The sequence below is a fragment of the Halorussus ruber genome (genome assembly GCF_004765785.1).
GTDB lineage: Archaea > Halobacteriota > Halobacteria > Halobacteriales > Haladaptataceae > Halorussus > Halorussus ruber.
In genome coordinates this window covers 142,305-167,677 of the sequence record NZ_SBIT01000008.1, presented here as the reverse complement: position 1 = coordinate 167,677, position 25,373 = coordinate 142,305, and the positions used below count along the sequence as shown (strand labels likewise).

Here is a 25,373-nt window from a genome sequence, read left to right as displayed (position 1 = left end):
ACTTCGATGTGAATCTCTGTTCAGATAGCCCGCCGTATATTTTCGCAGAACTCACGAATCGCTGTCGGTTGCCCAGTCGCGGGACCGCTCGACCGCCTCGGCCCAGCGGTCGTACTTGGCGTCGGCCTCGTCTTCGTCCATCTCGGAGTCGAACTCGCGGTCCACGCGCCAGTTGTTCCGGAGTTCTTCGAGGTCGTCCCAGTAGCCGACCGCGAGACCCGCGGCGTAGGCCGACCCGAGCGCGGTGGTCTCGTCAACTTCGGGGCGGACGATTTCCGCGCCGATGATGTCGGCCTGTAGTTGACAGAGGAAGTTGTTCTTGACCGCGCCGCCGTCCACCTTCAGGCGGTTCATCTCGATGCCGGAGTCGGCTATCATCGCCTCGGCCACGTCGCGGGTCTGGTAGGCGACGGATTCGAGCGTGGCCCGGACGACGTGGCCCCGGCGCGTGCCGCGGGTCATCCCGACGATGGTGCCCCGAGCGCGCTGGTCCCAGTGGGGCGCCCCGAGGCCCGTGAACGCCGGGACCACGTAGACGCCGTCGGTCGAATCGACGCTCCGAGCGAGGGTCTCGGACTCGGCGGCGTCCTCGATGAGCGTCATGTCTTCGAGCCACTCGATTGCCGCGCCCGTGACGAAGATTGCCCCTTCGAGGGCGTACTGGACCGGTTCGCCCGACCGCTGGAATCCGACCGTGGTCAGCAGGCCGTGGTCGCTGTCCACCGCCTTATTGCCGGTGTTCATCAGGAAGAAGCTCCCGGTCCCGTAGGTGTTCTTGGCGTCGCCCGCGTCGAAGCAGGTCTGGCCGAAGAGCGCAGCCTGCTGGTCGCCGAGCGCGCCAGCGACCGGGATTTCCGCGTCGAGGAAGCTCTCGGGGTCGGTGGTCCCGTAGTACTCCTCGTCGCTGGAGGGCCGGACCTCGGGCAGGCAGGCCTCGGGCACGCCGAACTCGGCGAGGAGGCCCCGGTCCCAGTCCATCTCGTGGATGTCGAACAGCATGGTCCGGGAGGCGTTGGTCACGTCCGTGACGTGGTTGCCCGTGAGGTTGTAGACCAGCCACGAGTCTACGGTCCCGAACAGGATTTCGCCGTCTGCGGCCCTATCGCGGAGGTCGGCGGGCCGGGCGCGCCGGGTCTTGATGGGGTCGGCGTTCTCCAGCAACCACTCGGCCTTGGTCGCCGAGAAGTAGGCGTCGGCTTCGAGGCCGGTCTTCGCGCGGATGGCCTCGGTTTTGCCCTCCTGTTCCAACTGCTCGACCCGGTCGGTCGTCCGGCGGTCCTGCCAGACGATGGCGTTGTGGACCGGCTTGCCGGTGTCGCGGTCCCACAGCAGGGTGGTCTCGCGCTGGTTGGTCACGCCGATTGCGGCCAACTGGTCGGCGTCGAGACCCGCCGTTTCGAGCGCCGACTGGACGACGGACTGGGTGTTCTCCCAGATTTCGAGGGGGTCGTGCTCGACCCACCCGGGTTCGGGGTAGATTTGCTCGTGGGTCTCGTAGGCTTCCGTGACTACGGTCCCGCCGTGGTCGAAGACCATGAACCGGGTGCCGGTGGTTCCCTGGTCGATGGCTCCGACGTACGTTTCGAGTGGCACGCCCTCTCATGGGTGTGCCAGCACGATAAGGATATGCCACGGAATCTCGTCCGGCGAAAGCGGTCGGCGCGCGCTGGCGCGACCCTGTGTCGCGCCATCGTCGCGCGAGGGATGAGGACCGCAGGCCGGAGTGAAACGGAGGCCGAGGACCGCAATCGGTTGGGGAGGACGTGGCCCGCGGTCGCGGGGCGGTTGCGGTGACGCCTCGGTTCGAGCCTAGAGCTAACTTTGCTTTGGCTCCCCTCCGCCGCCGACTAGAAAGAAACAAATGAATTTATTCATATAATTAATACAAGTATTAAACAAATATATTTATTTCCCTCGACCGCAGGCTGTGACCAACGAGACGCACCCCTAAACGAGAGCAATCCCCGACAGCAGTAGACTCAAGTCCGACCAAACTAACCTCAAAGCGAATGACCGACACCGAGGTCCTCGTCGTCGGGGGCGGTTCGACCGGGTGCGGGGTGGCCCGCGACCTCGCCATGCGCGGGGTGGACGTGACCCTCGTCGAGAAGGGGAACCTCACGAACGGGACGACCGGGCGGATGCACGGCCTGCTCCACAGCGGGGGTCGCTACGCGGTCTCCGACCGGGCCAGCGCCGAGGAGTGCATCGAGGAGAACCGGGTCCTCCGGGACATCGCCGGGCACTGCGTCGAGATGACCGGCGGGCAGTTCGTCCAGTTGGAGGGCGACCCCGACGAGTACTTCGAGGAGAAGTTGGAGGGGTGCCGGGAGTGTGGGATTCCCGCGGAAGTGCTGACCGGCGAAGCGGCCCGCGAGGAGGAACCCTACCTGACCAAGGACGTGAAGCGCGCGATTCGAGTCCCCGACGGGGCCATCGACCCCTTCCGGCTCTGCGTGGCCAACGCCGCGAGCGCCCAGCAACACGGTGCCCGAATCGAGACCCACGCCGAGGTCACGGACGTACTCGTGGACGACGGCGGGACCGCCGAGTCGGGCCGCCGCGTCCGCGGTCTGGAAGTCCGCCACACCTCCGGACCGGGCAAGCGCGAGCATCGCCAACCCGGCGAGACGGAGGAAATCACCGCCGAACACGTCGTCAACGCCACAGGCGCGTGGGCCGGGCAAATCGGCGAGATGGCCGGGGTGGACGTGGAGGTCCGGCCCTCGAAGGGCGCGATGGTGGTGATGAACTGCCGACAGGTAGACACCGTCGTCAATCGCTGTCGGCCGAAGGGCGACGCCGACATCGTGGTGCCCCACGAGACGACCGCAATCTTGGGCACGACCGACGTGGAGGTCGAGGACCCCGAGGACTACCCCGAGGAGCAGTGGGAAGTCGATTTGATGATAGACGAACTCTCTCGGTTGGTTCCCATCCTCGACGAGGCCCGGACCGTCCGGTCGTTCTGGGGCGTCCGCCCGCTGTACGAACCGCCTGAGATGGGGACTACCGACCCCACCGACATCACCCGCGACTTCTTCCTGCTCGACCACGCCGACCGCGACGGCCTCGCGGACTTCACCAGCATCGTCGGCGGGAAGTTCACGACCTACCGGATGATGGCCGAGAAAATCTCGGACCACGTCTGCGACAAACTCGGCGTCTCCGCGGAGTGCCGCACCGCCGACGTGCCCCTGCCGGGGAGCGAGGACTTCTCGGTCCTGCGCGACTACATGGACGAGTTCGGCCTGCGCTCGCCCATCGGCAGGCGGAGCGTCCAGCGGCTCGGGAGCAGGGCCGACGACGTGCTGGACACCGACGGACCGAATCCCGTCCTCTGCGACTGCGAGGCCGTCACCCGCGCCGAGGTCCAGGACGCCATCGACCAGTCGGGCACCGACCTGAACGCGGTCCGCATCCGGACGCGGGCCTCGATGGGCAACTGTCAGGGCGGGTTCTGCTGTCACCGGATGGCCGCCGAGTTGCATCCCGAGTACGACGAACCGCAGGCCCGCGAGGCGCTGGACGAGCTTTTTCAGGAGCGCTGGAAGGGCGAGCGCCACGCCCTCTGGGGCGAACAGCTCTCGCAGGCCGCCCTGAACTACGCGCTCCACGCGACCACGATGAACCGGGACCGCGACCCGGCCGACCGCGAGGACGCGATTTCGTTCGAGGAGTTCGACTCGGGCGCGTCAGCGTCGAAGGGCGACGAATCGAAGACGAGCGAGACGAAGGAGGCCCGGCATGGCGATTGAGGACGACGTCCTCGTCGTCGGCGGCGGCCTCGCTGGCATGACCGCGGCGCTGGCGGCGGCCCGGGAGGGTGCCGACGTGCGACTCCTCTCGCACAAGGACTCGACGCTCCGGAGCGCCAGCGGACTGGTGGACGTGCTGGGATACGATTCAGCAGGAACTCTGCTGGCCGACCCCTTCGACGCGATCGCGGACCTGCCGGAGTCCCATCCCTACCGGCAAGCGAGCGTCGGCGAGTCGGGCGTCCGCGAGGGCCTCGCTCTCTTCGACGAGGTCGTCGGCGAGAGCTATCGGGGCGGCCACACCGACCGAAACGCGCTCGTCTCGACTCACGGCGGGACCGTCAAGCCGACCGCCAGATACCCCGCGAGCGCCGCGGCGGGGGTCGCAAGCGACGACCGCGAGGTCCTGCTGGTCGGCTTCGAGACCGTGACCGACTTCGACGCGCCGCTGGCCGCCGACCACCTCCGGGCCGCGGGCGTTCCCTTCGAAGTCGAGGGCGTCACGGTTCCCTTCCCGGGGGACTTCCGGGCCGACGCCGCCCGGACCCGACTCGCCGACGCCCTCGACGCGAACGAGCGCCTCGAAGTCGGGGGGAACCGCCCTGCCGTCTCCACGACGCTCCCGGCCCGGAAGGCCCTCGCCGAGGCGGTCACGGACCACCTCGGGAGCGCCGAGCGCGTCGGCTTCCCGGCACTCCTCGGCCAGCACGAGACAGAGGCGATTCGAGCCGACCTCGAAACCGAACTCGGCGCGGCCGTCTTCGAGGTCCCGATGGGGTCGCCGAGCCTACCGGGGATGCGTCTGGAGGGCAAGTTCCGGAAAGCGTGCCGAGAGGCGGGCGTCCGGTTCACGACCGGGAATCCGGTGGTGGACTTCGAGGAGGACGAAGAGAGCGGTTCAGGGGTGATTGGGGCGGTCCGCGTGGACAGAAACGGCGCGGCCATCCCCTTCCACGCCGACCAGTTCGTGCTGGCGACCGGCGGATTGGTCGGCAAGGGCGTGGACTCGGACCGAAACGGGGTCGAGGAGCCGATTTTCGACTGCCACGTCCCGCATCCGAGCGACCGCTACGACTGGTTCGCCGACGAGGCCTTCGGCGACCACCCCTTCGCGCGATTCGGCGTGAAGGCCGACGACGACCTGCGACCCCTCGACCGGGGAGAGGAGGTAGAGTTCGACAACCTGCGCGCGGCCGGTGCGGTGCTGGGAGGCTGCGACTTCGCCGCGGAGAAGTCCGGGTCCGGCGTCTCGCTCGCCACGGGACTCGCCGCCGGGCGGAGCGCGGCGCGAGAGGTGACTAAGTGACTATGAGTGACGCAGAGAGCGGGGGCGACCCCCACGATGCGAGAAACGAGGAGACGGTCGAAAGCGACGAGTTCGAACCCGTGCAGGTGTTCCCCGAGAGCGAGGAGATGGACCTCAGGCCGGGGAGCGACGACTGCTACAAGTGTTCGACCTGCGACTCGGTGTGCCCGGTCGCGGAGGTGGACGACGAGTTCCCCGGCCCGAAGTTTCAGGGGCCCGAGCAGTGGCGGCTCAAGCGCAAGGACGACCGGGATATCGACGACTCGGTGATGTCCTGCTCGAACTGCATGCGGTGTGACTCGTCGTGTCCCTCCGACGTGCCCCTGAGCCAGATGCACAACACGGCCCGGGGGCAGTTCGTGCAAGAGCAGATGGAGAAGCTCTCCCAGGAGTATCTCCGGAATCGGATTCTGGCGAACTACCGATTCTTCGCCGAGTTGGGAAGCAAGGTGCCCCGCCTCACCAACTTCCTGATGGGCAACGTCGTAGTCCAGTCGGTCAACGAGAAACTGCTGGGCATCACCAGCGAGCGCGAGTTCCCGGAGTTCGCCGACGAGACGTTTCGGGAGTGGTGGACCAATCGGGGCGGAGCAAAAATCGAATCCGACGAGAAGCGCGTGGCCTACTTCCACGGCTGTTACTCCAACTACAACACCCCGGAAGTCGGCAAGTCTTTGGTGCGCCTGTTCGAGTACTTCGGCTACGAAGTCCTCGTCCCGCCCCAGAAGTGTTCGGGCACGCCGATGTTCGCCAACGGGATGCTCGCCGACGCTCGCCGCGCGGCCGAGACCAACGTCTCCGAGTTCGCCGCCGCAATCGAGGAGGGCGCGGACGTCATCGCTTCCTGTACCTCCTGTTCGATGTCGCTCCGACAGGAGTACCCCGAACTGTTCGACTTCGAGGGCACCGCCAGCGTGGCGGCCCAGACCTACGAGGCCGTCGAGTACCTGCGACTCCACGAGGACTTGGCGGCCGAACTCGAACGGGCGGAGGTCGAGGACGCCGACTTCGCCTACCACGCGCCCTGCCACGCCCGGAATCAGGGCCTCGCGGGCCAAGCCGTCGAGATGATGGACCTCCTCGGCGGCGCGAGCGCCGAGGACGTCGGCGAGTCGTGTTCGGGCATCTCGGGCACCTACGGGTGGAAGGCGGAGAAGTACGACACCTCGATGGAAATCGGCGCGGAGATGTTCGACCACATGGAGGACGCCGAGGCCGAGACGGGCATGACCGAGTGTCCGACCTGCGCGATGCAGATGGAACACGGCACGGGCTACGAGATTCGCCACCCGCTGGAGGTCATGGCCGAGGCGTTGGTGGAGTAGCGAGCGTCGAAAATGGGGCGGTGGAAAATCGGAGCGGTGGAAAACCGGAGCGATGGAATCAGTCGTTTCGCGGTGCCGGGGCGGGGTCGGCGCGCTCGTCCTCGACGTAGTCCAAGTCGTCGGTGTAGTAGTCGACCAGCAGGACCGCGAACGCGCCGACCAGACCGGCGATGAGGACGTTGGCGGCGTGAGTCGGCGTCCACGCCGCGGTCTCGCCGATAATCTTGAGGACGGGATAGCGGAGCGCGCCGACCATCAGCGCGACGAGGAAGGTCAGCGTGAGTTGGTGGTAGTTCGACAGCGCCCACTCCACGACGCGGGCGAAGGTGAGGATGCCGACCGCCGCGCCAGCGAGAAAGGCGACGATGTTGACCAGCGAGTCGAGCGCGGTGCCGACCGTCCCCGCGAGGAGGGCGTCGATGAAGCCCTGTAGCTCCCCGACCATGAACTCGTACTGACCGAGGAGAAGGAGCAACAGCGACCCCGAGACGCCGGGTAGGACCATCGCGCTGATGCCGAGCGCCCCGGCGAGGAACAGCAGGGGCACCGCGTGGGGGAGTCCGGACCCCGAGGAGATGCCCGCGACGACGAACGCGAGGCCGAACCCGACGAGTGCGGCCGCGATTTCGCCGGGGGTGTCGAGTCCGACCTCGCTCCAGAGGACGATAGCCGACGCCAGAATGAGGCCCGCAAAGAACCCGAACACGATTGCTGGGGCGGCCTCCAGCGCGTGTTCGAGGAGTCCGGTCACCGCGATGACGGCGGTGATGACGCCGCTTCCGAGGACCAGCAGGAACGCGATGTCCATCTCGCGGAGCATCGCGGCGATTCGCCCGCGGGCCTCGGGGTCGTAGGCCTGCGGCAGGTCGGGCAGCACGCGGGGGTCGAAGGCGGCGATGGCCCCGACGAGGCGTTCGTAGATACCGGTTATCAGCGCGATGGTGCCACCGGAGACGCCGGGCACGGCGTCCGCGGCACCCATGAACACGCCCTTGAGGTAGATGGAGAGCCACTCTCGCATTGGGAGTGGGGTACGACGACGGGCCGGAAAACGGTTTGCTTTCTCGGAGGCGCGCGCGACTGTTAGTCCGACCCTTTAGGATGTTTTTAATATGTTTAGGCATTGTTTTTAATTCTTAAACGATTGTTTTGATTTTTCAGAGGTCTGGTCTCGGGCCGGCGCGCGCTGGCGCGCTCCTCGTGAGCGCGCCAATCCGTGCGAGGGATGAGCATCGCAGGGAGGAGCGTAGCGACGACCGAGAAGCGCAAGAGGTTGGGGAGGTGTGAAGCCCGCGCTCGGTGGGACTTTCCACGGGCAGATACCCGCCGAGCAACCGGCAGAAAGCTCTGCCGAACAAACCACCGCGGGTGGATGAAGGGGCCAGCCGCTGGCGCGTCGTTTAGTCGCTGAGTGACCTCTATCCGACGCAACTACGTCCGTCGGATATGTCGCTCAGCGACCGCCAGCGGCCGGGGGCTTCAAGAGACGTTCACGGCTACGAATCTCCTCGAATCGGTTGCAATCTAACGCCACCGGCTGGGGGCTTCAAGAAACGTTCATCGTGGCTGTTCTGCTGCTCACACTCTCGGTTCCATCGAACAGAAAGCCACGCCAAAAACGGCCGGTTCAAAAACCGACTCGAAACCAAAACGACGCTACTTCAGTCCCGCCCAGCAACCACGAGCGCACCGGCCCACGCGCTGACCAGACCGACGCGCGCCGGGGCGGTCTCCTCGCGGTCGGGCAGAGCGTCGGCGGGCGTCGGTCGAACCTGCGTGCCCGACTCGGCGGCCGCGCTCGGGGCGGTCATCGCCGACGTGTTGCTACTTTGATTGCCCGAGTCCGACCCGTTCGCAACCGAGTCCGTGCCGTTGGGTGCGGTCTCGTTGCCGGAGGCCGTCTCGTTGCCGGGCGCGGTCTGGTTGCCAGACGAGTTGTTCTGGTTCTGCTGGAGGTCGATCGACTGCTGGGTCAGTTCGACCGAGACGTTCTGGTCGGCCTCGCCGATGACCTGTGCCTCGCTGACGTTCGCGGTGGCGTTGTGGAAGTTCAGCGTCCCGTTGTCGAAGTTCCGGGGCGTGTAGAACTGGTAGGGACCCTGCGCTCGCACGCTGACGTTCGTGTAGCCCTGCTCGGGACCCCAGTTCTCGTAGCCCTCCGTCGAGTAGGGCAGGGTCATCGTGAACTGGCCGTTCGGACCGGTCTCGGCCTGCTGGGTGTAGGTGAACGACCCGTTCTGGCCGGACGGCGACATCCGGACCTGCGCCGTGACCGTCGTGTTGGCCGGGGCGGTGCCCGTCACCGTCGCGCCGGGGACGCGCTCGAAGGTCTTGACCCACGACGGCGAGGTGCGGAACAGCGCGTTCGGGTTTTGGATGCCGCCCTGCTGGAGGAGACGGAGTTCGCTCCGGAGCGTCTGGACGTAGCTCCGGGAACTCGTGCCCGAGGCGTTGGACTGCTCGACGACGCGGTAGTGGTTCAGCGCCTTCACCGGTTCGCTGGGGAAGGGACCGATACCGCCGATCTGGGACGTGCTGTCGTTGGCGACGAACGCTTCGGCCTGTTCCATCGACTGGAAGCGTCGGACGATGGTGGCGTTCGGTCCCTGCGGAGCCGTCTTGTACGAGGCGGTCTGTCCGTCGGGCGTCTCGTATGTCTGGGCGTTCCAGTCCACGACGATGGGACTCGCCTCGACGCGACTTCCGTGGTAGAGGTAGAGGCGCGCCACCTGACTCTGGTAGTAGCGCTGGTCTTTCATCCGGAAGGCGACCTGAAGGCCCTGTCCCTGCTGGCTCTGCTGGTAGACGGGACTGTAGAAGTCACCGGCCGAGACGTTCTCGTTGAACACCGTCGGCGCGGAGAACTTCGAGGAGGGCTCGACCATTTTCCAGTCGACCATCACGTAGCGAGTCTCCTCGCTGTCGTTGCTCATCGACTCGAGGACGGTGTTCGCGCGCTGTTCGCTCGGCGCGAGGAGGTAGTTCGCGGCGGTCTTCGCGCCTTCCTGGAAGGGGTTGGCGTTCGGAATCCGGTTGCCCTCGACCGTAATCCAGTGGCCGTAGTCCCACCACGACATCACGCCGTAGGCCCCTTCGGGGTAGTCGAAGTCGCTGTCGCTCTGGTGGTAGGTGCCGTAGTAGTCGAGTTGGTCCGCGTTGTTCGCACCGCCGTAGTCGCCTTCGGCGGGCGTGTTGTTGGCCATCCAGTCGAGCGAGCCGTCCCACTTGGTGACCGCGCCGGGCGCGGTCTGACCGGCCTGCATCGCGGTGTTGGTCTGGTCGATGGAGGCGTAGCCCGACGACCCGAGGTTGGCGGGCCAGACGAGGACGGGGGTCACCAGCAGGAAGACGAACACGATGGCGACCACCTGATAGCCCTCGATGTCGGTCAGCGACTCGCGGCTGGTCAGGTCCGCGAATCCGAGAATCTGCTTGACAAGATACGCGTTCAGCACCGCAATCGGCACCGCGAGGTAGTAGTTGAACCGGACCTGCGTGAACGCCGCCGCGGTGATGAACGCGGCCCACACCAGCACGAGGAGGTACTCCGCGCGGTGGTCGTCGGTGCGGTAGGTCCGCCAGACGAGCCAGAGCGCGCCGACGACGGCCGTGAACAGCATCAGGCCGTACTCTTGGACGATGACGTCGTACCACTCGATGCCGAACCGGGGCTGGGCCCGCGAGAGGAAGGGCTGGGCCTCGCCGATGGTCCGGGTCTCAGCGCCGGTGCTGAACCCGACGACGCGCACGATGTTGTTGCTGACGAGCTGGTAGAGCGACGGGAGCGCGACGTAGACGAAGCCGACGAGCGCGGCCACGAGGCCAGCGACCGTCGCGGGGTAGAGCGCCGTCGCCACGTCGCGGGCGTCGAACTCGCGGGCGAGCCACGCCATGAAGACACAGCCGCCAGCGACCGCGAACGCAAGCAGCGGCTGGAGCGGCGAGAACTTGGTCGGACTCAGGCCGAGCGTGCCCAGCGGGACCAAAAGGAGCAGTCCCGCCACGGTCATGCTGACCGCGCCGACGAACGCGAGGTGGTCGGGGCTGACGCCGCGAGCGTAGTCGGCGGTCAGCTTGATGCCGAAGAAGATGCCGAAGATACCGACCAGCAGGACGCCCGGCGGCCACGTCCAGAGGTAGAAGGCGGTGGCGACGCCAGCCAGCGCGCTGTAAATCATCGGTCGGCGGAGCGCCGCGAAGTCGCGGTCGGCGACCAGTTCGTAGACGGGCTTCTCGCGCTCGCCGACGGTCAGCGCAATCATCATGGCGAAGACGGCCAGTCCCTGGAAGAACGGCTCGGCGATGTTGTGGTCGGCGAAGCCGACGAGACTCCGACGGAGGAAGGTCCCGGGGAACAGCGCCAAGACGATGACGCCGAAGAGGCCGCCGGGCCGACCGCCGAGGCGCTTGCCGATGAGGTAGGTCGGAATGACGATTAGCGCGCCGAAGACGGCGGGCGCGACGAGGAGGGTGATCGCAATCGTCTGGTCGGAGGGGTTACCGAGACCGACGATTAGCGCGGCGGTGGCGACCAGTTGGTCGTAGAGCGTGCCGAACTGCCCCACGCTGGTCCCGTAGGGGAAGTAGGTCCACGGGTCGTAGGGCATCGTCGCGGGCCAGTTCTGCACGGTGTACTGTACTTGCCGGAAGTGATACCAAGCGTCGTTGCCGGAGAAGAACACCTCTCCGTTCTGGATGAATTTTCCGTACGACTGGAGCCGTACCCACAGCATGAACGCCATCGCGGCGGCGAGCACGGGGACGTGATACCAGTCCTCGAACGAATCGAGGACCGAACCGACGGTGTCGGTCGAATCCTCGACCTGCTCAGTCTGCTGGCTCATTGCGTTGAGAAAGTGCCAAAAAGCGCATAAGCCTTGTGATAGCCGTTTCGCGTCGTACGACTCTCAATTACGCGATCTGTCCGACTTGACGCACTATCGGCGAAAGAACGTTGCGAGCGGTGAGCCGGAAGTGAGAACTCGTAACCGACAGGACCGCGAAGTAGACCAGCGCGCCGGTCCCGACGAGCGCGACGACCGGCACCCAGTTGTCGAGCGAGAGGAAGGTTTCGAGCCACGTGATAACGCCGAACATGACCGCGGCGCTCGCAATCTGGGCCGCGATGGGGCGCGGGAAGATGAACCCGTCGAACACGTCCCGGCAGAGATACTGGTAGACGAGGAACATCACGACTTCGCTGACGAGCGTCGCCGCGATGACTCCCAGCAGGCCGTAGGCCCGCCCCAACGCGATACCGAAGGGCAGGTAGCCGATTAGCCCGACGAGTTTCACTCGGAACACCAGTTCCGGCTTGTCGGTCCCGCTAATCGCTGATTCGAGCGGAATCTGGTAGATGTGGAAGACGTAGAACAGCGCGATGCCGACCAGCGCGATTCCCGCGTCACCGAATCCCTTGCCGTAGAACGTCTGCATCAGCACGTCCGGAAGCGCCAGCGCGCCGAAGAACATCGGGATGCCGAACAGCCCCGCGTAGGACAGCGCGTTCGCCACGTCGTCGCGCACCTCCTCGCCGAGCGACGACTGCCCGCTGGCTTTGACGTGGAGCGGGTTGCTGATGGACGCCGCGAGTTGCGAGGCCGGGAGGACCAGTCGGAGCGCGGTCTCGTAGAACCCGACCGCGCTGGCCCCGGCGAAGATACCGATGAGAATCGGGTCTGCGCGCTTGTAGAGGTCTCCGACCATCGCTGTCGGGACGCTCCAGCGCGCGAACTCCCCGGTCGAGCGCACCGTCTCGCGCGTCGGGACCGAGGGCCGGACGCCGCTGGCGACCGCGACCATGGCCGCGGTCAGGACCGTCGCGGCCGCCAGACCGACGAGGAGACCGAACGCTTCCATCCCTATCCAGAGCAGGGCCAACTGGAAGCCGAGCGTGAAGACGCTCCGGACGGTGTCGAACCACAGCGACGCGCCGGGGTTACCGATACCCGAGTAAATCTTGTTGAGGATTTGGAACAGGCCGACGCTCCCCAGCACGAGGAGGATGCCGAGTATCTCCTCGGTGGCGACCTCTTCGAGCGGGAGGTAGGGCGCGAGTAGGAAGGCGAGGACGCCGACGACGCCGAGGTACACCGCGTGGGCGATGAGACCCACCGAGAGGTACTCCTCGGGACTCCTGCCGACCTCGCTGACGCGCTTCTTGATGGCCTTGGCGATGCCCGCGGGCACCCTGACCAGCGAGATGGCGACTGCGAGCGCGAAGTAGTAGCGACCCGCGCCCCCGGGACCGAGGACTCGGGCGAAGATGATGACGCCGACGAACCCGAACACGGACATCGTCAGCTTCGCCACCAGCGAGACCAGCGCCTCTCTGCCGATGTCCAAGTCAGCCGTACTCATTTATAGGTAGCCGAGGGCTTCGAGGTCGTCGTGCGGGAGGTCGTCTTTCGAGACGGGGCGCTCGCCCGACCCGGTGAACTCCTGCTGAGCGCGGGCGAGTTGGGGGTCGTCGGCCGGGTCGCCGTCGAGGGTCCGGACGCCCTCGTCGGTGGCGATGTGGTCGCGGTTCATCGCGGCCTGCCGACCGCTCTGGGCCGCGAAGGCGACCTCGCGGTCGAGTCGGCCCTGTCCGAAGTCCTCGCCCGCGAGGTAGGAGGGCACGTCCACCAGACTCACCACGTCGCTCTCGACCGGGACGTTCCGGGTGGCGAACGGGACCCTGAGGATGCCCGGCAGGAGGTGCTTGTGGTGGCCCCACTGGCCGTCCTCGCCGATGAGTTCGCCGTGGTCGGCGCAGAAGACGACGCGGGTGTCCTCGGGGATGGAGTCCCAGAGTCGCGCGAGTTCGCGGTCTAACTCCTCGACCTCGCCGCGGTAGAGCTGCTGGGCGATGCGGTTGTCGCGCTCGCTCCCCCGACCGTCGAGGACGCGCCGACTGATTTGTTGTGCCTCGCTCCGCGAGACGGGCGCGTCGTTCGGGTTGTACGGGTGATGCGGCTCCATGAAGTGAAGCCAGCCGAACCAGTCGTCCCGGCCGTCGGTCTTGGTCAGGAACTCCTCGACCACGTCGTCGGCGGCCCGGTACTCCCGGCCGACTTCGCCGACTGTCCCCTGCACGCTCTGGACGACGTTCCAGACGCGGGAGGCCACCCCGTAGAGGGTACTCTTGGGGTTCATGTGGCGCGCGACCTTGTCCTTGATTCCTTCCTCCTCGCGGCTGGGTTCGGTGAAGTCGTCGAACCCGATGGTGTAGCCGTACCGCTCGGAGAGGAACCGGTTGGTCGAGATGCCGAGTTTGTACTCGTTGTCTATCGACGGGACGACCGTGGTGTCGGCGTCGATGCCGACCTCGCCGGGGTAGATGCCGCCGATAATCGACTGGAAGCTCCCCGGCGTCGCGGTAATCGTGGCGAACGCCGCGGGGTGGGAATCGCCGAGGAACTCCCGCGTTCGCTCCATGTACTTGTAGTGGTCGTAGCGCAGGGAATCGACGGTCACGAGTAGCGTGTTTGCTGTCATGGTATCACCTGTATCCGAGTGCCTGAAGTCGCTGTTGTACGTCGTCGCCGGTCAGGTCGGCGTCTGCCGTCTCGGTCTCGGGTTCGTAGGTGCCCGAGTCGGTCGCCGAGGTAGTGACCCACGGAACCTCCTTCAGCACCGAAATCGGCACGTGGCGGTAGTGGCCGTACAGGCCCCACTCGCCGAACGCCTCGCCGTGGTCGGCCGTGAGGACGACCGTTTCTGCGTCTATATTCTCCAAGAGCAGTTCCACGTCGTCCAGCACCCACCGGAGATTATCGCGGTAGGCCGCCCAGACCTCCTCGTGAGAGAGTTCGCCGATTTGGAGCAGGTCCCAGACCTTCCCGGCGTCGGCGTCCTGCTGGTCGCCGACGCTCCAGTCCATGTCGAGCGACCGGTAAGGCGCGTGAGGTTGCATGTAGTGGACGACGAGGCGCTCCGGGTCGCGGGTCCGCATCGCGTCGATGGCCCGGTCGGTCACCGGTCGCGGCGGGATGCCGTCGAACTCGTCGTCCCACGCGTACTCCCAGACCTCGTCCAGCAGGCCGAACCACTCGGGGTCGGCCTCGAACTCGTCGCCGAGTCGCCTGGTGTGGGCGTTGCCCGTCACGTAGGCCGTCCGGGCGATCTCCTCGCGGTAGGTCTCGTTGAAGTTGTCGGCCATCCACTCCCACGAGGTCGAACCCAGCGACGTGAACGCCGGGATGCGCTCGGGGAGGAAGTCGTACTCGTCTGCGACCTCCGCGAGGACGTCGGTCCGACAGGTGTCGAGGACCACCAGCACGTCCCAGTCGCGCTCGTAGATGCCGGTCCCCGACTGGTCGAGTCCGAGTCGGTGGCACGCCCGGCGCGCGAATCCGCCCCAGAGGTCCAGTGCGGCCGACTGGACGCCGCCGGAGAGTCCGTAGTCGTCGATTTTGTGCTTCGACTCCCGAAGCCAGTCTGCGAACGTCATGCTACTTGTACCCGAGTGCTTCGAGGCGACTCGACACCTCTTCGTCGGTCAGCGATTCGGATTCGGGTTCGACCTTTGGCTCGTGCTCGCCGGTGTCGGTCGCCGAGGTCCGGACCCACGGGACCTCCTTCACGACGGGCACCGGGATGTTCTCGGGGTGGGCGTAGATGCCCCACTCGCCGAACGCCTCGGCGTGGTCGGCGGTGAGAACCACGTCGTCGGCGTCGATATTCCGCAGGAGCGTATTGATACCGTCGTCCAGCACCCACCGGAGCGTGTCGCGGTACATCGGCCAGAGCTCCTCGCGGGTGATTTCGCCGTGGCGGAGCTTGTCCCAGAGGCTCCAGTCGGTCGCGCAGTGGCGGAGTCGCTCGCCTCGGGCATCCTCCTCGGCTTCGTCCGCCTCGAACCAGTGGGGGTACTTCTCGACCAGTTGCCGGTACGGTTCGTGGGGTTGCATGTAGTGGACGATGAGCCGTTCGGGGTCGTGGTTGCGCATCACGTCGATTGCGCGGTCGGTGACCGGCTCCGGCGGAATCGACTTGTACTCGTCGTCCCACGCGTAGCGCCAGACCTCGTCGAGGAGGCCGAACTTCTCCTCGTCGTGGCCGTCCGAGAAGGGGTTGGCCGTGACGTAAGCCGTCTCGGCGAGGTCGTCGTGGTACTCCGGAGCGAAGTTCTTCTCCATCCACTCGGGCGAACACGACGCGATGGAGGAGGTCGTGGGCACCTCGGCGGGGACGTACTCGTAGTCGTCGGCGACCTCTTCGAGGACGTCGGGGCGGCAGGTGTCGAGGACCACCAACACGTCCCAGTCCTCCTCGAAGACGGGCGTGCCGTAGTTCCAGCGCTCGCCGACGCGACAGAGCATGCCGGTCCAGAACGCCTTGGCGGCCTCGATTCCGCCGGTCTTGACGCCGTGTTCTTCGATTCTATCCTGCGACTCGTTGAGCCAGTCTGCGAGAGTCATTGTTTATGCGTATCCAAGTGCCCGTAGTCTGTCTGTCACGTCGTCGTCGTTGACGTGTATGTCTTCGGGTTCGACCTGCGGTTCGTACTCGCCGGTGTCGGTCGCCGTGGTCCTCGCCCACGGCACGCGCTTGAGGACCGGGAGCGGCGCGGTGCTGCTGTGGCCGTAGTACCAGTACTCGCCGAAGCCCTCGCCGTGGTCGCTGGTGAGGACGACTTTCTCGGCGTCCACGTTCCGCAGGAGGGGTTCGACGCCCTCGTCTAACACCCATCGGAGGTTGTCGCGGTAGCCCTCCCACACCGTCTCGGTGTCGATGCGACCGGTGCGAATCTGCTCCCAGATGGTGAGTCCGGCCCCGCCCTCGCTGTCGAACCCGACTCGCCCGTCCGGAAACCGGTCGAGCATCGAGCGGTAGGGCGTGTGGGGTTGCATGAAGTGGACGACCACGCGGTCGAAGTCGCGGGTACGCGATACGTCTACCGCCCGGTCCATGACCGTTTCGGGCCGGACCGTCCGGTAGTCGTCGTCCCACGCGTACTTCCAGAGTTCGTCAAGATAGCCGAGGGCGTCGGGGTCCGGCAGGGTCCGGGTGTAGGGGTTCGCGCTCACCAGCGCGGTGTTCGCCAGTTCGTCGGCGGGGACCGTCTCGGGTTCGAACGTCTTTCGAGTCCACTCGGCCGACCGGGACCCGACCGACTGGTGGACGTTTCGGTTCGGGTCGTAGCCCTCGAGGAAGTCGTAGTTGCCCGCAATCTCCGCGAGGACGTCGGGGCGACAGGTGTCGAGGACGACCAGCACGTCCCAGTCGCGCTCGTAGACGTTGGTCCCGTAGTTGTAGAGGTGCCGCCCGAGGACGCCCAGACCGCCCTGCCAGAGTTCCTGTAGCGACCCGTAGGTCCCGACCGCGAGGCCGTCGCGGTCGATTCGCTCGCGGGCGTTCTGCGCCCAGTCGGCGAGCGTCATCGCCGGTCCCCCTTCGGCGGCGTCATCTCGCCTTCGCCGTCCTCCTCGCTTCCTTCAGCACCATTTTCCTTTCTTTTAGTAATATTTTCATTACCTTCAGCAACGTCTTCGTTGCTCTCGGAGCCAATCGACTCCACGCCCGGAATCGAAATCTCGGCGTCTTCGACCGCGTCCGCGACGACTTCGCGCATCTCGTCGCGGAACCGGTCGGTGCCGAACCGCTCGGCGAACGCCTGCATCTCGTCGGCGGACCACTCGACGCCCTCGCGCTCGAACTCGGCGATGGACTCGCGGATGCTCCGGGGCGTCGGGTCGTGGGTCAGCCCGTTCTTCCCCTCGAAAATCTGGTACTTGGTGTACCCCTCCTCGACGCCGAGGACGGGGGTCCCGCTGGCGAACGCCTCGACGGGGATGATGCCGAAGTCCTCGTTCATCGCGTTGAACAGGACGGCTTTGGCCTCGCCGAGGCGTCGAACCTTCTCCTCTTCGGACATGTAGCCGACGAACTCGACGTTCTCGGGCGCGAGTCGTTCGAGATTTTCGCTCTCGTCGCCCGCGCCGCCGACGACGAGTTTGGCGTCCAACCCCTCGAACGCCCGGACGATGGCGTCGATTCGCTTCTCGGGAATCAGTCGAGAGTAGGTCAGGTAGTAGTCTTCGGTCTCCCGAGACTCGTACTGCTCGACGTTCACGGGCGGGTAGACGACTTCGACTTTCTCCTCGGGAATCCCCCAGTAGCGCCGGAGGCGACGCGCGACCAGTTCGCTGTTGGCGACGAACCGGTCGGGGAACTTGGTGTTGGCGAGGAACAGCGTCCGCGCGACGAAGGCGTAGAGCCGAGAGAACACCGAGTTCGCGCGCTGCTGGAACAGGTCGTAGGGGACCCGCGGCGTGCTGTGGGTGTAGTGAACGACCACCTGCTCGTCCTCGGGGACGTACCAACTCAGTTCGTTCTTCGAGAGGAGGACCACGTCGTAGTCGGCCAGTTCCGGAATCTGCTGGGCGTTCCACGCGTAGTAGAGGTCCCGCAGGAAAATCGAGCGTTTCACCGCCGAAATCGGCGAGTCCTCGAACAAACTCTGTGCGTCCACGTCGTCGGAGACGTGTTCGTCGCTTCCGAACCCGTAGTACAGCGGCGCGTCGAAGGTCCGGGCGAGTTCGTCCGACAGCGCCTCCGCGCCGCCCCGTTCGAGGTAGTTGCCGTGGGCGATGGCGATAGACTCCTCGGTCATGCTGTGCGGTCCCTCGTCGTTTCGACCGACCGAATTTTAATCGTACTCATTCGAAGGCCTCCCGGAGGTCCTCGTCCACTTCCCACGTCCCGTCGCCCTCGCCCCGGAGGAGTTCGGTCGCGGCGTGGAGCAGCGACACCTGCGAGTCGAAGATGGCGTAGAACGCTTGCAGGGGGCCCAGCAGGTCCTTCTGGCCCAGCCAGACGAACCCGGCGAGCGCGACCGGAATCGCCAGTCCCGCGAGGCCGAAGACAGATATCCCGGCCGCCGTCACCGCAATCACGTCGAGCGCGACCAGCCACGACGAGACGATCATGAACCACCAGTTGAACGGCAACACCACTTTGCCGTAGTTGCCGTACTTGCCGAGCGCGTCCCGATGCTGGGCCAGCAGGCGAATCAGGCCCATCCCTCTGCGGTCCTTCTGAAGCCGTCGCTTGCTGAAATCCGAGTGAGAGGCCTCCTTGTACCGGACCGCCGGGTCGAAGATGACGCGGTCGCCTCCTCGGCGAATCTTCAGCGCCAGCTCGGTGTCGTCGGCCAGCGAGTTGGGGTCGATGGGGACGATGGCGTCGTTCTCGAACGCCGAGAAGGGACCGTGGAAGATGAGCGTCGAGTCCAGATGCGATTCGAGCGTCTGGATGTGGGCCTGTACGCCCCGGTATCCGGCCTCGACTTCACTCCCGCCGAGGACCTCGGCGTTCTGGCCCGTCACCGCCGCCACGTCGGGGTCAGCGAGGTTGGCCGCGGCCTCCCGAAGCGCGTCGTCGGCGACGTAGGAGTCGCAGTCGGTCTTGACCACCATCTCGTTCTCCGCGGCGGCGTAGGCGTCGTTGAGCGCGGGGGCGAGTCCTCGGCGCTCCTGCTCGCGGATGAGATTCAGGTCCGGAGACTCGCGGTCGGCGAAGTACTCCTCGACCAACTCGGGCGTCTCGTCGTCGCTGGAATCGACGACGACCAACTCGACTTTCTCCATCGGGTAGTCGAGCGACACCACGTCGTCCAACTTCTTCTCGATGATGCCCGACTCGTTGTACGTCGGTAAGATGATACTGACCGTCGGTTCGTCGTCGCGCTTGTCGGCGGGCGAACCGCTCGGCCGAACCACAGCGTAGAGGGTGAGATACGCGAGGTACGGCAGGGCCGTGGCGGCGACGAGCGCCCCAGCAGCGGCCACGAGGGGATTCATACGACCGGATATGGAATCGGGCTATAACATACTGTTGGTCGCTGTCGGGACGTATCGCCGAAAAAAGTCGGACAGGACGAAAGTGAGAGGAAGGTCGTTCTGTCCAGTTAGACCGTAACCGCGCTCTCCTGGGAGAGCGACTGCGGGACGTTGGCGCGGTAGAGGGTCACGGCACCGTACTGCGTGGTGAGTTTGAGCTTCACCTCTTCGCCCTCGTCGAGGTTCTCCGAGGCGATTTGGTCGACGTGCATCTTGATTTCGAGGCGGTCGTCCTGCGTGTTCAGGACCGGGTCGGATCCGTCCGGGTCCTTGATTTTCGTGACCTCGAAGATGTTCGGGTTGTCCGTGGCATCGTCGTCGTCGTCCATGTCGTGGGTCAGCGTCTGTGCGGTGTTGGGGCCGATCCACTCGATAGTGGCCGCAGACAGGTTGATGTCGTCGGACCCGGAGCCGCGCATGACCGTCAGGCTGATGTCCGTAACCTCGTTGTTACTGACTTCACCGAACGCGCTGACGACCTGCACGCGGTTCGAGACCTGCGCACTGCTCTCCTGACCAGTCTGTTCGGACTTGGTCTGGAGGAACCCAGCTGTGTTGATGAGGACGCCAGCCGCAATCGCGGCGACCAGCACCATCGCAATGAACACGATGAGCGTACCGATACCCACCTGACCGCGGTCGTTGACCGCGCCCTCGATTCTATCTTTAACTGCCGAGAGACGTTTTCGTGTCATTATTCGGACCGTATTTGTATTCGGGAACTTTCCCAATCGAGACGTACCACCAACGATATATATAACATTCGTCTGTTTTCACCCGTGATAATTGGACTGCGCGATTGGTAAGAACGAACGCAAGAAGTGGTGAAACTTCAGTTTCGTCCCTTGGAGCAGAACTGTCGACATATCGTGATTTTAACAGGGTCTCGGTTCGCGCCGACTCCGAGCGCCCGTAGCGGCGACCGTAGAGTAAGCCTTTTGCGCTCGTGGTGAACACTCCCTGCCAATGGCCGACCGCGAGGAGGTTTGCGTACTCATCCCGACGCTGAACGAGGCCGAGACCATCGGCGAGGTTATCGACGGGTTCACCAGCCGCGGGTTCGAGAACGTCCTCGTCGTGGACGGGCACTCGACCGACGCGACGACCGACATCGCCCGAGACCACGGCGCGCGAGTGATGGAGCAGTCGGGGAGCGGCAAGGGACAGGCGATTCGGGAGGCGATTCGGCACATCGAATCGAAGTACGTCCTGATGCTCGACGGCGACGGGACCTACCGGCCCGAGGACGCCGACGCGATGCTCGAACCCATCGTGGACGGCGAGTACGAACACGTCATCGGCGACCGGTTCGCCGACATGGAGGAGGGCGCGATGAGTCGCCTCAACGAGTTCGGCAACGGGATGTTCAACTGGGTGTTCCGCCACATCCACGGCAAGAACTTCGAGGACATCCTCAGCGGTTACCGGGCGTTCACCCGCGAGTCGGTCGAGAACTTCCTCCTCGACGCCGACGGCTTCGGCGTCGAGACCGAGATGGCCGTCGAGTGCGTCAAGCACGGCGTGCCGACCGCGGTGGTCCCCATCCGATACGAGGCCCGGCCTGACGGGTCAGACACCAACCTCCACCCGATTCGGGACGGCGGCGTCATCCTCCTCACGCTCTACCAACTGGCCAAGACCAGCAATCCGCTGTTCTACTTCGGGAGCGTTGGCGTGCTGAGCGGCCTGTTCGGCGTCGCAGTCGCCGCGTACGTCGGGTACGAGTGGTTCGTGCCGCCCCGGACCTCTCACGAGGTGCTGGCGGTCGTCGCGGCGTTCGCCATCCTGTTCGGGGTGCAGTTGCTCATGTTCGGCGTCCTTTCGGACCTCATCGTGACGCTCCACCGCGAGCAGATGCGGCGTCTCGACTGACCGCGTTCTGCCGACTACGTTCGGTTTCGTTCCGATTCTCGGATGGTGAAAGTGGGCGATACTGTTATTTTTGTGACGCGAGTTGATGGTACTGCATGCCAGAAGGTCACAACCTGCACGACTACGACGAGGTCCGAGCATCGTTCTCTTGGGACGACGTATACGCGGACGCCGACTGGGACGCGCCCGAGGAGCTAAACATCGGCCACGAGGTCTGCGACCGACATGCTGACGACGGAGAGAACGTGGCGCTCCGACAGGTCGGGACCGACGGTGAACTCAGGACGCTGACTTTCCGAGAACTGGCCGACCGGTCGAGCCAGTTCGCCAACGTCCTCGAAGAGTTGGGCGTCGAGGAGGGCGACCGGGTGTTCTCCTACATGCCCCGGATTCCGGAACACTACGTCGCGCTGGTCGGGACGCTCAAGCGCGGTGCCGTCTTCGGCGGCGTCAACGAGCGCTTCGGCCCCGACGGCATCTCCTACCGACTCGACGACTGCGACGCCTCGGTGGTCGTGACGACCAGCGACAACCGAGACACCGTGGCGGACGCGCTCGAAGACGTGCCCTCGGTCGAACACGTCATCACGGTGGACCGCGGGGAGGGAACCGTCGCTGACGGCGACGAGGTCTTCGCCGACGCCCTCGACGGCGCGAGCGCGGACTACGAGGTGGCGAAGACCGGCGGCGAGGACGACGCCCTGCTGTACTACACCAGCGGGACGACCGGACTGGCGAAGGGCGTCCTCCACAAACAGCGGTGGGTCGCGGGCGTCGCGGCGACCCAGAAGTACGCGGTGGACCTCCAACCCGGCGACCTCTACTGGTCCACCGCCGACTTGGGATGGCTGACCGGTCCCATCAACACCCTCGGCGCGTGGTTCTGGGGCGCGAGCCTCTTTACCTACGAGGGCGAGTTCGACCCCGAGACGTGGGCCGACCTGCTGGACGAGTACCCGATTTCGGTGCTGTTCAGCGTGCCGACCGCCTACCGGATGCTCCGCGAGAAGGAACACGTGCTGGAGGGCGTCGATTTGGACCTGCGCCACGCGCTGTCCATCGGCGAACCCCTCTCGGCGGGCGTGGTGGACTGGGGCGAGGAGACTCTCGGCGTGACCATCCACGACACCTACGGCCAGACCGAGACGGGGAACATGATTATCAACAACTACCCGACGATGGACCTGAAGCCCGGGAGCATGGGCAAGCCCCTGCCCGGCATCGAGGCCGACGTGGTGGACCCCGAGACCGGCGACCCCATGCCGCCGGGCGAGACGGGCGAAATCGCCGAGCGCGGCGACTACCCCTGCTTCTTCGCCGAGTACTGGGAGAAACCGGACAAGACCGCCGACTGCTTCGTGGAGGGGTCGGAAGGAGAATGGTACCTCTCAGGCGACCTCGCTCGGAAAGACGAGGACGGCTACTTCTGGTTCGAGGGTCGCGCGGACGACGTGATTATCTCCTCGGGCTACCGCATCGGTCCATTCGAGGTGGAAAGCTCGCTCGGCGAACACCCCGCGGTCGCAGAGGCCGCGGTCGTGCCCAAACCGGACCGCGAGCGCGGCAACATCGTGAAGGCCTACGTCGTCACGAGCGACGACGCCGAGGCCAGCGAGGACCTCGCGGAGGACATCAAGACCCACGTCCGCGACGAACTCTCGGCCCACGAGTACCCCCGCGAAATCGAGTTCGTGGCGGAACTTCCCAAGACCGTGACGGGCAAGATTCGCCGGACCGAGTTGCAGGACGACGCCGAGGAGGAGGCCGAAATCGAGCAGGAGTGAGGTGAGCATCGCGGGTTCGCTAATCGAATTTTACCTTCGTTTCCGGCGCGCGCTGGCGGACCCTCGTGGTCCGCCATCGGCTTCGGCAATAGCTAGCTTCCCGTCTCACGCACCCTATCCTGCGCTCGGTGGCACGAATCACCGACGTACGCGACGTACGGAGTGACTAACTGAACCCTTACCGAACATCAAGAATAGAACCCTCTAAACTCCAAAACACAACCCCCGTCTCAAAGCGGTAGTGCCGCCCGAACGCGCTCGATGACGCTCGGCGTCCGGGAGTTCCGGTAGCGCTCGAACACCGGGTGGAGCGCGTTCAGGAACTCCTGTTTGTCCTCGAAGTGCCCGCGCTCGACTTCCGAGACGGCCTCCGAGAGCGGCACGGTGTGGCCGTCGGCGTCGTACTTGATGCGCGGGTCCGAGAGTACCTGCACGACTTCCTCGCCGCTCGCCGGGAACGAGAGGTCGCCGTCGTCGAGTTTGGCCGCCACTTCGGCGATGCCGAACTCGATGACGTCTGGCCCCTCGTCCGAGTTCGACGGTGGTGGCCTCACGCCCATGGGGGTGGCTTCTCGCTCCCGCAATGAAAAACTCACTACTCGGAAATCCAACGCATCGACGGGGCGCGGCACGTGGATGTTGCAGTTATAGAAATATCTCTACTTCTATAGAAGCTATTTAATAATGTTTAATAAATAATTAGATATTATAAGTCTATTACTTAATTGCTTATTTGAGAGAGCACCCGCCGAGGTGTTCGGTCCCGAACGCCCACACGCCGCCGAGGAGCGCGCGAAAACACGAGACGCCCGAACGCCGCCGCTGGCTGTCGCCTCGCTTTTCTTTCCTCCGGAGGAGCGAACGCAAGACCGATGGCTTTCTTAACTGTCCATCACGTAGATTGATGCATGACAGGCGTACGAGTCGCGGGAGTCGGTCTCACCCACTTCGGGAAGCACCCCGAGCGGACGGGCCGGGACCTCTTCGCGGAGGCGAGCAATCGAGCGTTCGCCGACGCGGGCGTCGACCGTGACGACGTAGAACAGTTGAACTACGGCAACTTCATGGGCGAGTTGAGCGAGCATCAGGGCCATCAGGGTCCGCTGATGGCCGAGGCGGCCGGACTCGACGCTCCGGCCACGCGCTACGAGAGTGCCTGCGCCTCCTCCGGCGTGGCGGTCCGCGAGGCCGTCAAGGACGTGCGAAACGGCGAAGCCGACGTCGTCCTCGTCGGCGGGGCCGAGCGCATGAACAACCTCGGCACCGCGGGCACGACCGAGGCGCTCGCCATCGCGGCCGACGACCTCTACGAGGTCCGGGCGGGCATGACCTTCCCCGGAGCCTACGCCCTGATGGCGAAGGCCTACTTCGACCGGTACGGCGGCGACAAGGAGGACCTCGCGGCAATCGCGGTCAAGAACCACGACAACGCCCTCGAAAACGAGTACGCGCAGTTCCAGCGGGCCATCTCGGTCGAGGAGGCCCTCGACGCGCCGATGATCGCCGACCCGCTCGGCCTCTACGACGCCTGCCCCATCACCGACGGGGCCAGCGCGGCCGTCCTCGTCAGCGACGAGTACGCCGAGGAGAACGACCTCGACGCGCCGGTCTCCATCACCGGAACCGGACAGGGCGGCGACAAGATGGCGCTCCAGGACCGCGAGTACCTCGCCCGGACCCCCGCCGCCGAGGACGCCGCCGAGGAGGCCTACGACGACGCGGGCATCGGCCCGCAGGACGTGTCGGTCGCCGAGGTCCACGACTGCTTCACCATCGCGGAGGTCCTCGCGCTCGAAGCCCTCGACTTCTACGCCCCCGGCGAGGGAATCGGCGCGGCGGCCCGCGGCGAGACCACCCGCGACGGCGACCGACCGGTCAACCTCTCGGGCGGACTGAAGGCCAAGGGCCACCCGGTCGGCGCGACCGGCACGAGCCAAGTGGTCGAGATGACTCGACTCCTCCGGGGCGACCACCCCAACAGCGACGCCGTGCCCGGCGACGTCGGCGTGACTCACAACGCTGGCGGGACAGTCGCCAGCACTACCGTTCACGTGCTGGAGGTGGAAGAATGAGCGACCAGAACGCCGACGACGAGCGAGTCCGCGACGACGGCTACGACGACCTGCTCGACGCAATCGAATCGGGAGAGGGCTTCTACATCGAGTGCCCCGAGGGCCACGGGTCGCTCCCGCCCCGGCGGGTCTGTCCCCACTGCGGCGCGACCGAGTTGGAAGAGGTCCCGCTCCCAGAATCGGGCGAAATCGAGACGTTCACCACGGTCCACGTCGCCTCGCCCGAGTTCGCCGACGACGCGCCCTACGTCACCGCGGTCGCGGACTTCGGCGGAGTTCGCCTGACTGGACAGGTCCGCGGTGTCGAGCCTGAAGCACTCGAAGTCGGTACGGAAGTTACCCCCGACGTGGGCGAGAGCGAGACGGCCGGTGAGCGCGTGCTGATTCTGCGCGCCGACTGAATCCTAACTGCCCTGCTTTTCCCCCGAC

The 25,373-nt window shown here is 65.6% G+C and carries 20 protein-coding genes; 8 read left to right on the top strand and 12 right to left on the bottom strand.

What is annotated here, in order from left to right; genetic code table 11:
* Positions 1-51: 51 nt before the first annotated feature.
* Positions 52-1,593, bottom strand: coding sequence for a glycerol kinase GlpK (glpK, locus tag EPL01_RS13790; RefSeq protein ID WP_135825856.1), 1,542 nt, complete (start codon positions 1,591-1,593; stop codon positions 52-54).
* Between the two features lie 33 nt (positions 1,594-1,626).
* On the opposite strand from glpK, the gene EPL01_RS21730 reads away from it, so the two are divergent.
* The 4 genes from EPL01_RS21730 to EPL01_RS13775 all read left to right on the top strand — a co-directional run bounded on the left by EPL01_RS21730 (position 1,627) and on the right by EPL01_RS13775 (position 6,389).
* A complete protein-coding gene (locus EPL01_RS21730; protein WP_168215916.1) occupies positions 1,627-1,794 on the top strand; it encodes a hypothetical protein in 168 nt (55 codons plus the stop codon).
* Positions 1,795-2,009: 215 nt separating this feature from the next.
* The gene (gene glpA / locus EPL01_RS13785) at positions 2,010-3,758 is read left to right on the top strand and encodes an anaerobic glycerol-3-phosphate dehydrogenase subunit GlpA (protein WP_135825855.1); all 1,749 of its coding nucleotides are present in this window, start codon (positions 2,010-2,012) and stop codon (positions 3,756-3,758) included.
* On the top strand, positions 3,748-5,064 hold the full coding sequence (gene glpB / locus EPL01_RS13780) for a glycerol-3-phosphate dehydrogenase subunit GlpB (RefSeq protein WP_135825854.1): 1,317 nt from the start codon (positions 3,748-3,750) through the stop codon (positions 5,062-5,064). The genes glpA and glpB overlap by 11 nt, the downstream gene beginning before the upstream one ends.
* 2 nt (positions 5,065-5,066) lie before the next feature.
* On the top strand, positions 5,067-6,389 hold the full coding sequence (locus EPL01_RS13775) for an anaerobic glycerol-3-phosphate dehydrogenase subunit C (RefSeq protein WP_135825853.1): 1,323 nt from the start codon (positions 5,067-5,069) through the stop codon (positions 6,387-6,389).
* 58 nt (positions 6,390-6,447) lie between these two features.
* Here EPL01_RS13775 and EPL01_RS13770 read toward each other — a convergent pair whose 3' ends face one another.
* The 10 genes from EPL01_RS13770 to EPL01_RS13725 all read right to left on the bottom strand — a co-directional run bounded on the left by EPL01_RS13770 (position 6,448) and on the right by EPL01_RS13725 (position 19,911).
* On the bottom strand, positions 6,448-7,410 hold the full coding sequence (locus EPL01_RS13770; RefSeq protein WP_135825852.1) for a DUF368 domain-containing protein: 963 nt from the start codon (positions 7,408-7,410) through the stop codon (positions 6,448-6,450).
* Positions 7,411-8,050: 640 nt separating this feature from the next.
* A complete protein-coding gene (locus tag EPL01_RS13765) occupies positions 8,051-11,233 on the bottom strand; it encodes an oligosaccharyl transferase, archaeosortase A system-associated (protein WP_135825851.1) in 3,183 nt (1,060 codons plus the stop codon).
* 67 nt (positions 11,234-11,300) lie between these two features.
* The gene (locus tag EPL01_RS13760) at positions 11,301-12,749 is read right to left on the bottom strand and encodes a lipopolysaccharide biosynthesis protein (protein WP_135825850.1); all 1,449 of its coding nucleotides are present in this window, start codon (positions 12,747-12,749) and stop codon (positions 11,301-11,303) included.
* Positions 12,750-13,868: a sulfatase-like hydrolase/transferase gene (locus tag EPL01_RS13755; protein WP_135825849.1), complete on the bottom strand. Its 1,119-nt coding sequence runs from the start codon at positions 13,866-13,868 to the stop codon at positions 12,750-12,752.
* Between the two features lie 4 nt (positions 13,869-13,872).
* A complete protein-coding gene (locus EPL01_RS13750) occupies positions 13,873-14,823 on the bottom strand; it encodes an alkaline phosphatase family protein (protein WP_135825848.1) in 951 nt (316 codons plus the stop codon).
* 1 nt (position 14,824) lies between these two features.
* Complete coding sequence (locus EPL01_RS13745; protein ID WP_135825847.1) at positions 14,825-15,793, bottom strand: alkaline phosphatase family protein; 969 nt, start codon at positions 15,791-15,793, stop codon at positions 14,825-14,827.
* 3 nt (positions 15,794-15,796) lie between these two features.
* Positions 15,797-16,756 (bottom strand): alkaline phosphatase family protein, encoded by a 960-nt coding sequence (locus EPL01_RS13740; protein WP_135825846.1) that lies wholly within the window; start codon positions 16,754-16,756, stop codon positions 15,797-15,799.
* Positions 16,753-17,988: a glycosyltransferase gene (locus tag EPL01_RS13735; RefSeq protein ID WP_135825845.1), complete on the bottom strand. Its 1,236-nt coding sequence runs from the start codon at positions 17,986-17,988 to the stop codon at positions 16,753-16,755. Before EPL01_RS13735 ends, EPL01_RS13740 begins: the two co-directional genes overlap by 4 nt.
* A gap of 46 nt (positions 17,989-18,034) precedes the next feature.
* Positions 18,035-19,177, bottom strand: coding sequence for a glycosyltransferase (locus EPL01_RS13730; protein ID WP_135825844.1), 1,143 nt, complete (start codon positions 19,175-19,177; stop codon positions 18,035-18,037).
* Positions 19,178-19,284: 107 nt separating this feature from the next.
* Positions 19,285-19,911: an archaellin/type IV pilin N-terminal domain-containing protein gene (locus EPL01_RS13725; RefSeq protein ID WP_135825843.1), complete on the bottom strand. Its 627-nt coding sequence runs from the start codon at positions 19,909-19,911 to the stop codon at positions 19,285-19,287.
* A 271-nt stretch (positions 19,912-20,182) separates the two neighbouring features.
* Here EPL01_RS13725 and aglJ point away from each other — a divergent pair, with 271 nt between their 5' ends.
* Complete coding sequence (gene aglJ / locus EPL01_RS13720) at positions 20,183-21,088, top strand: S-layer glycoprotein N-glycosyltransferase AglJ (protein WP_135825842.1); 906 nt, start codon at positions 20,183-20,185, stop codon at positions 21,086-21,088.
* Between the two features lie 95 nt (positions 21,089-21,183).
* On the top strand, positions 21,184-22,872 hold the full coding sequence (locus EPL01_RS13715) for an acetate--CoA ligase (RefSeq protein WP_135825841.1): 1,689 nt from the start codon (positions 21,184-21,186) through the stop codon (positions 22,870-22,872).
* Between the two features lie 230 nt (positions 22,873-23,102).
* On the opposite strand, the gene EPL01_RS13710 is transcribed toward EPL01_RS13715, so the two are convergent.
* Positions 23,103-23,432, bottom strand: coding sequence for a hypothetical protein (locus EPL01_RS13710; protein ID WP_135825840.1), 330 nt, complete (start codon positions 23,430-23,432; stop codon positions 23,103-23,105).
* A gap of 348 nt (positions 23,433-23,780) precedes the next feature.
* Here EPL01_RS13710 and EPL01_RS13705 point away from each other — a divergent pair, with 348 nt between their 5' ends.
* The gene (locus EPL01_RS13705) at positions 23,781-24,944 is read left to right on the top strand and encodes a thiolase domain-containing protein (RefSeq protein ID WP_135825839.1); all 1,164 of its coding nucleotides are present in this window, start codon (positions 23,781-23,783) and stop codon (positions 24,942-24,944) included.
* Positions 24,941-25,345 (top strand): Zn-ribbon domain-containing OB-fold protein, encoded by a 405-nt coding sequence (locus EPL01_RS13700; protein WP_135825838.1) that lies wholly within the window; start codon positions 24,941-24,943, stop codon positions 25,343-25,345. Before EPL01_RS13705 ends, EPL01_RS13700 begins: the two co-directional genes overlap by 4 nt.
* The last annotated feature ends 28 nt before the right edge of the window (positions 25,346-25,373 follow it).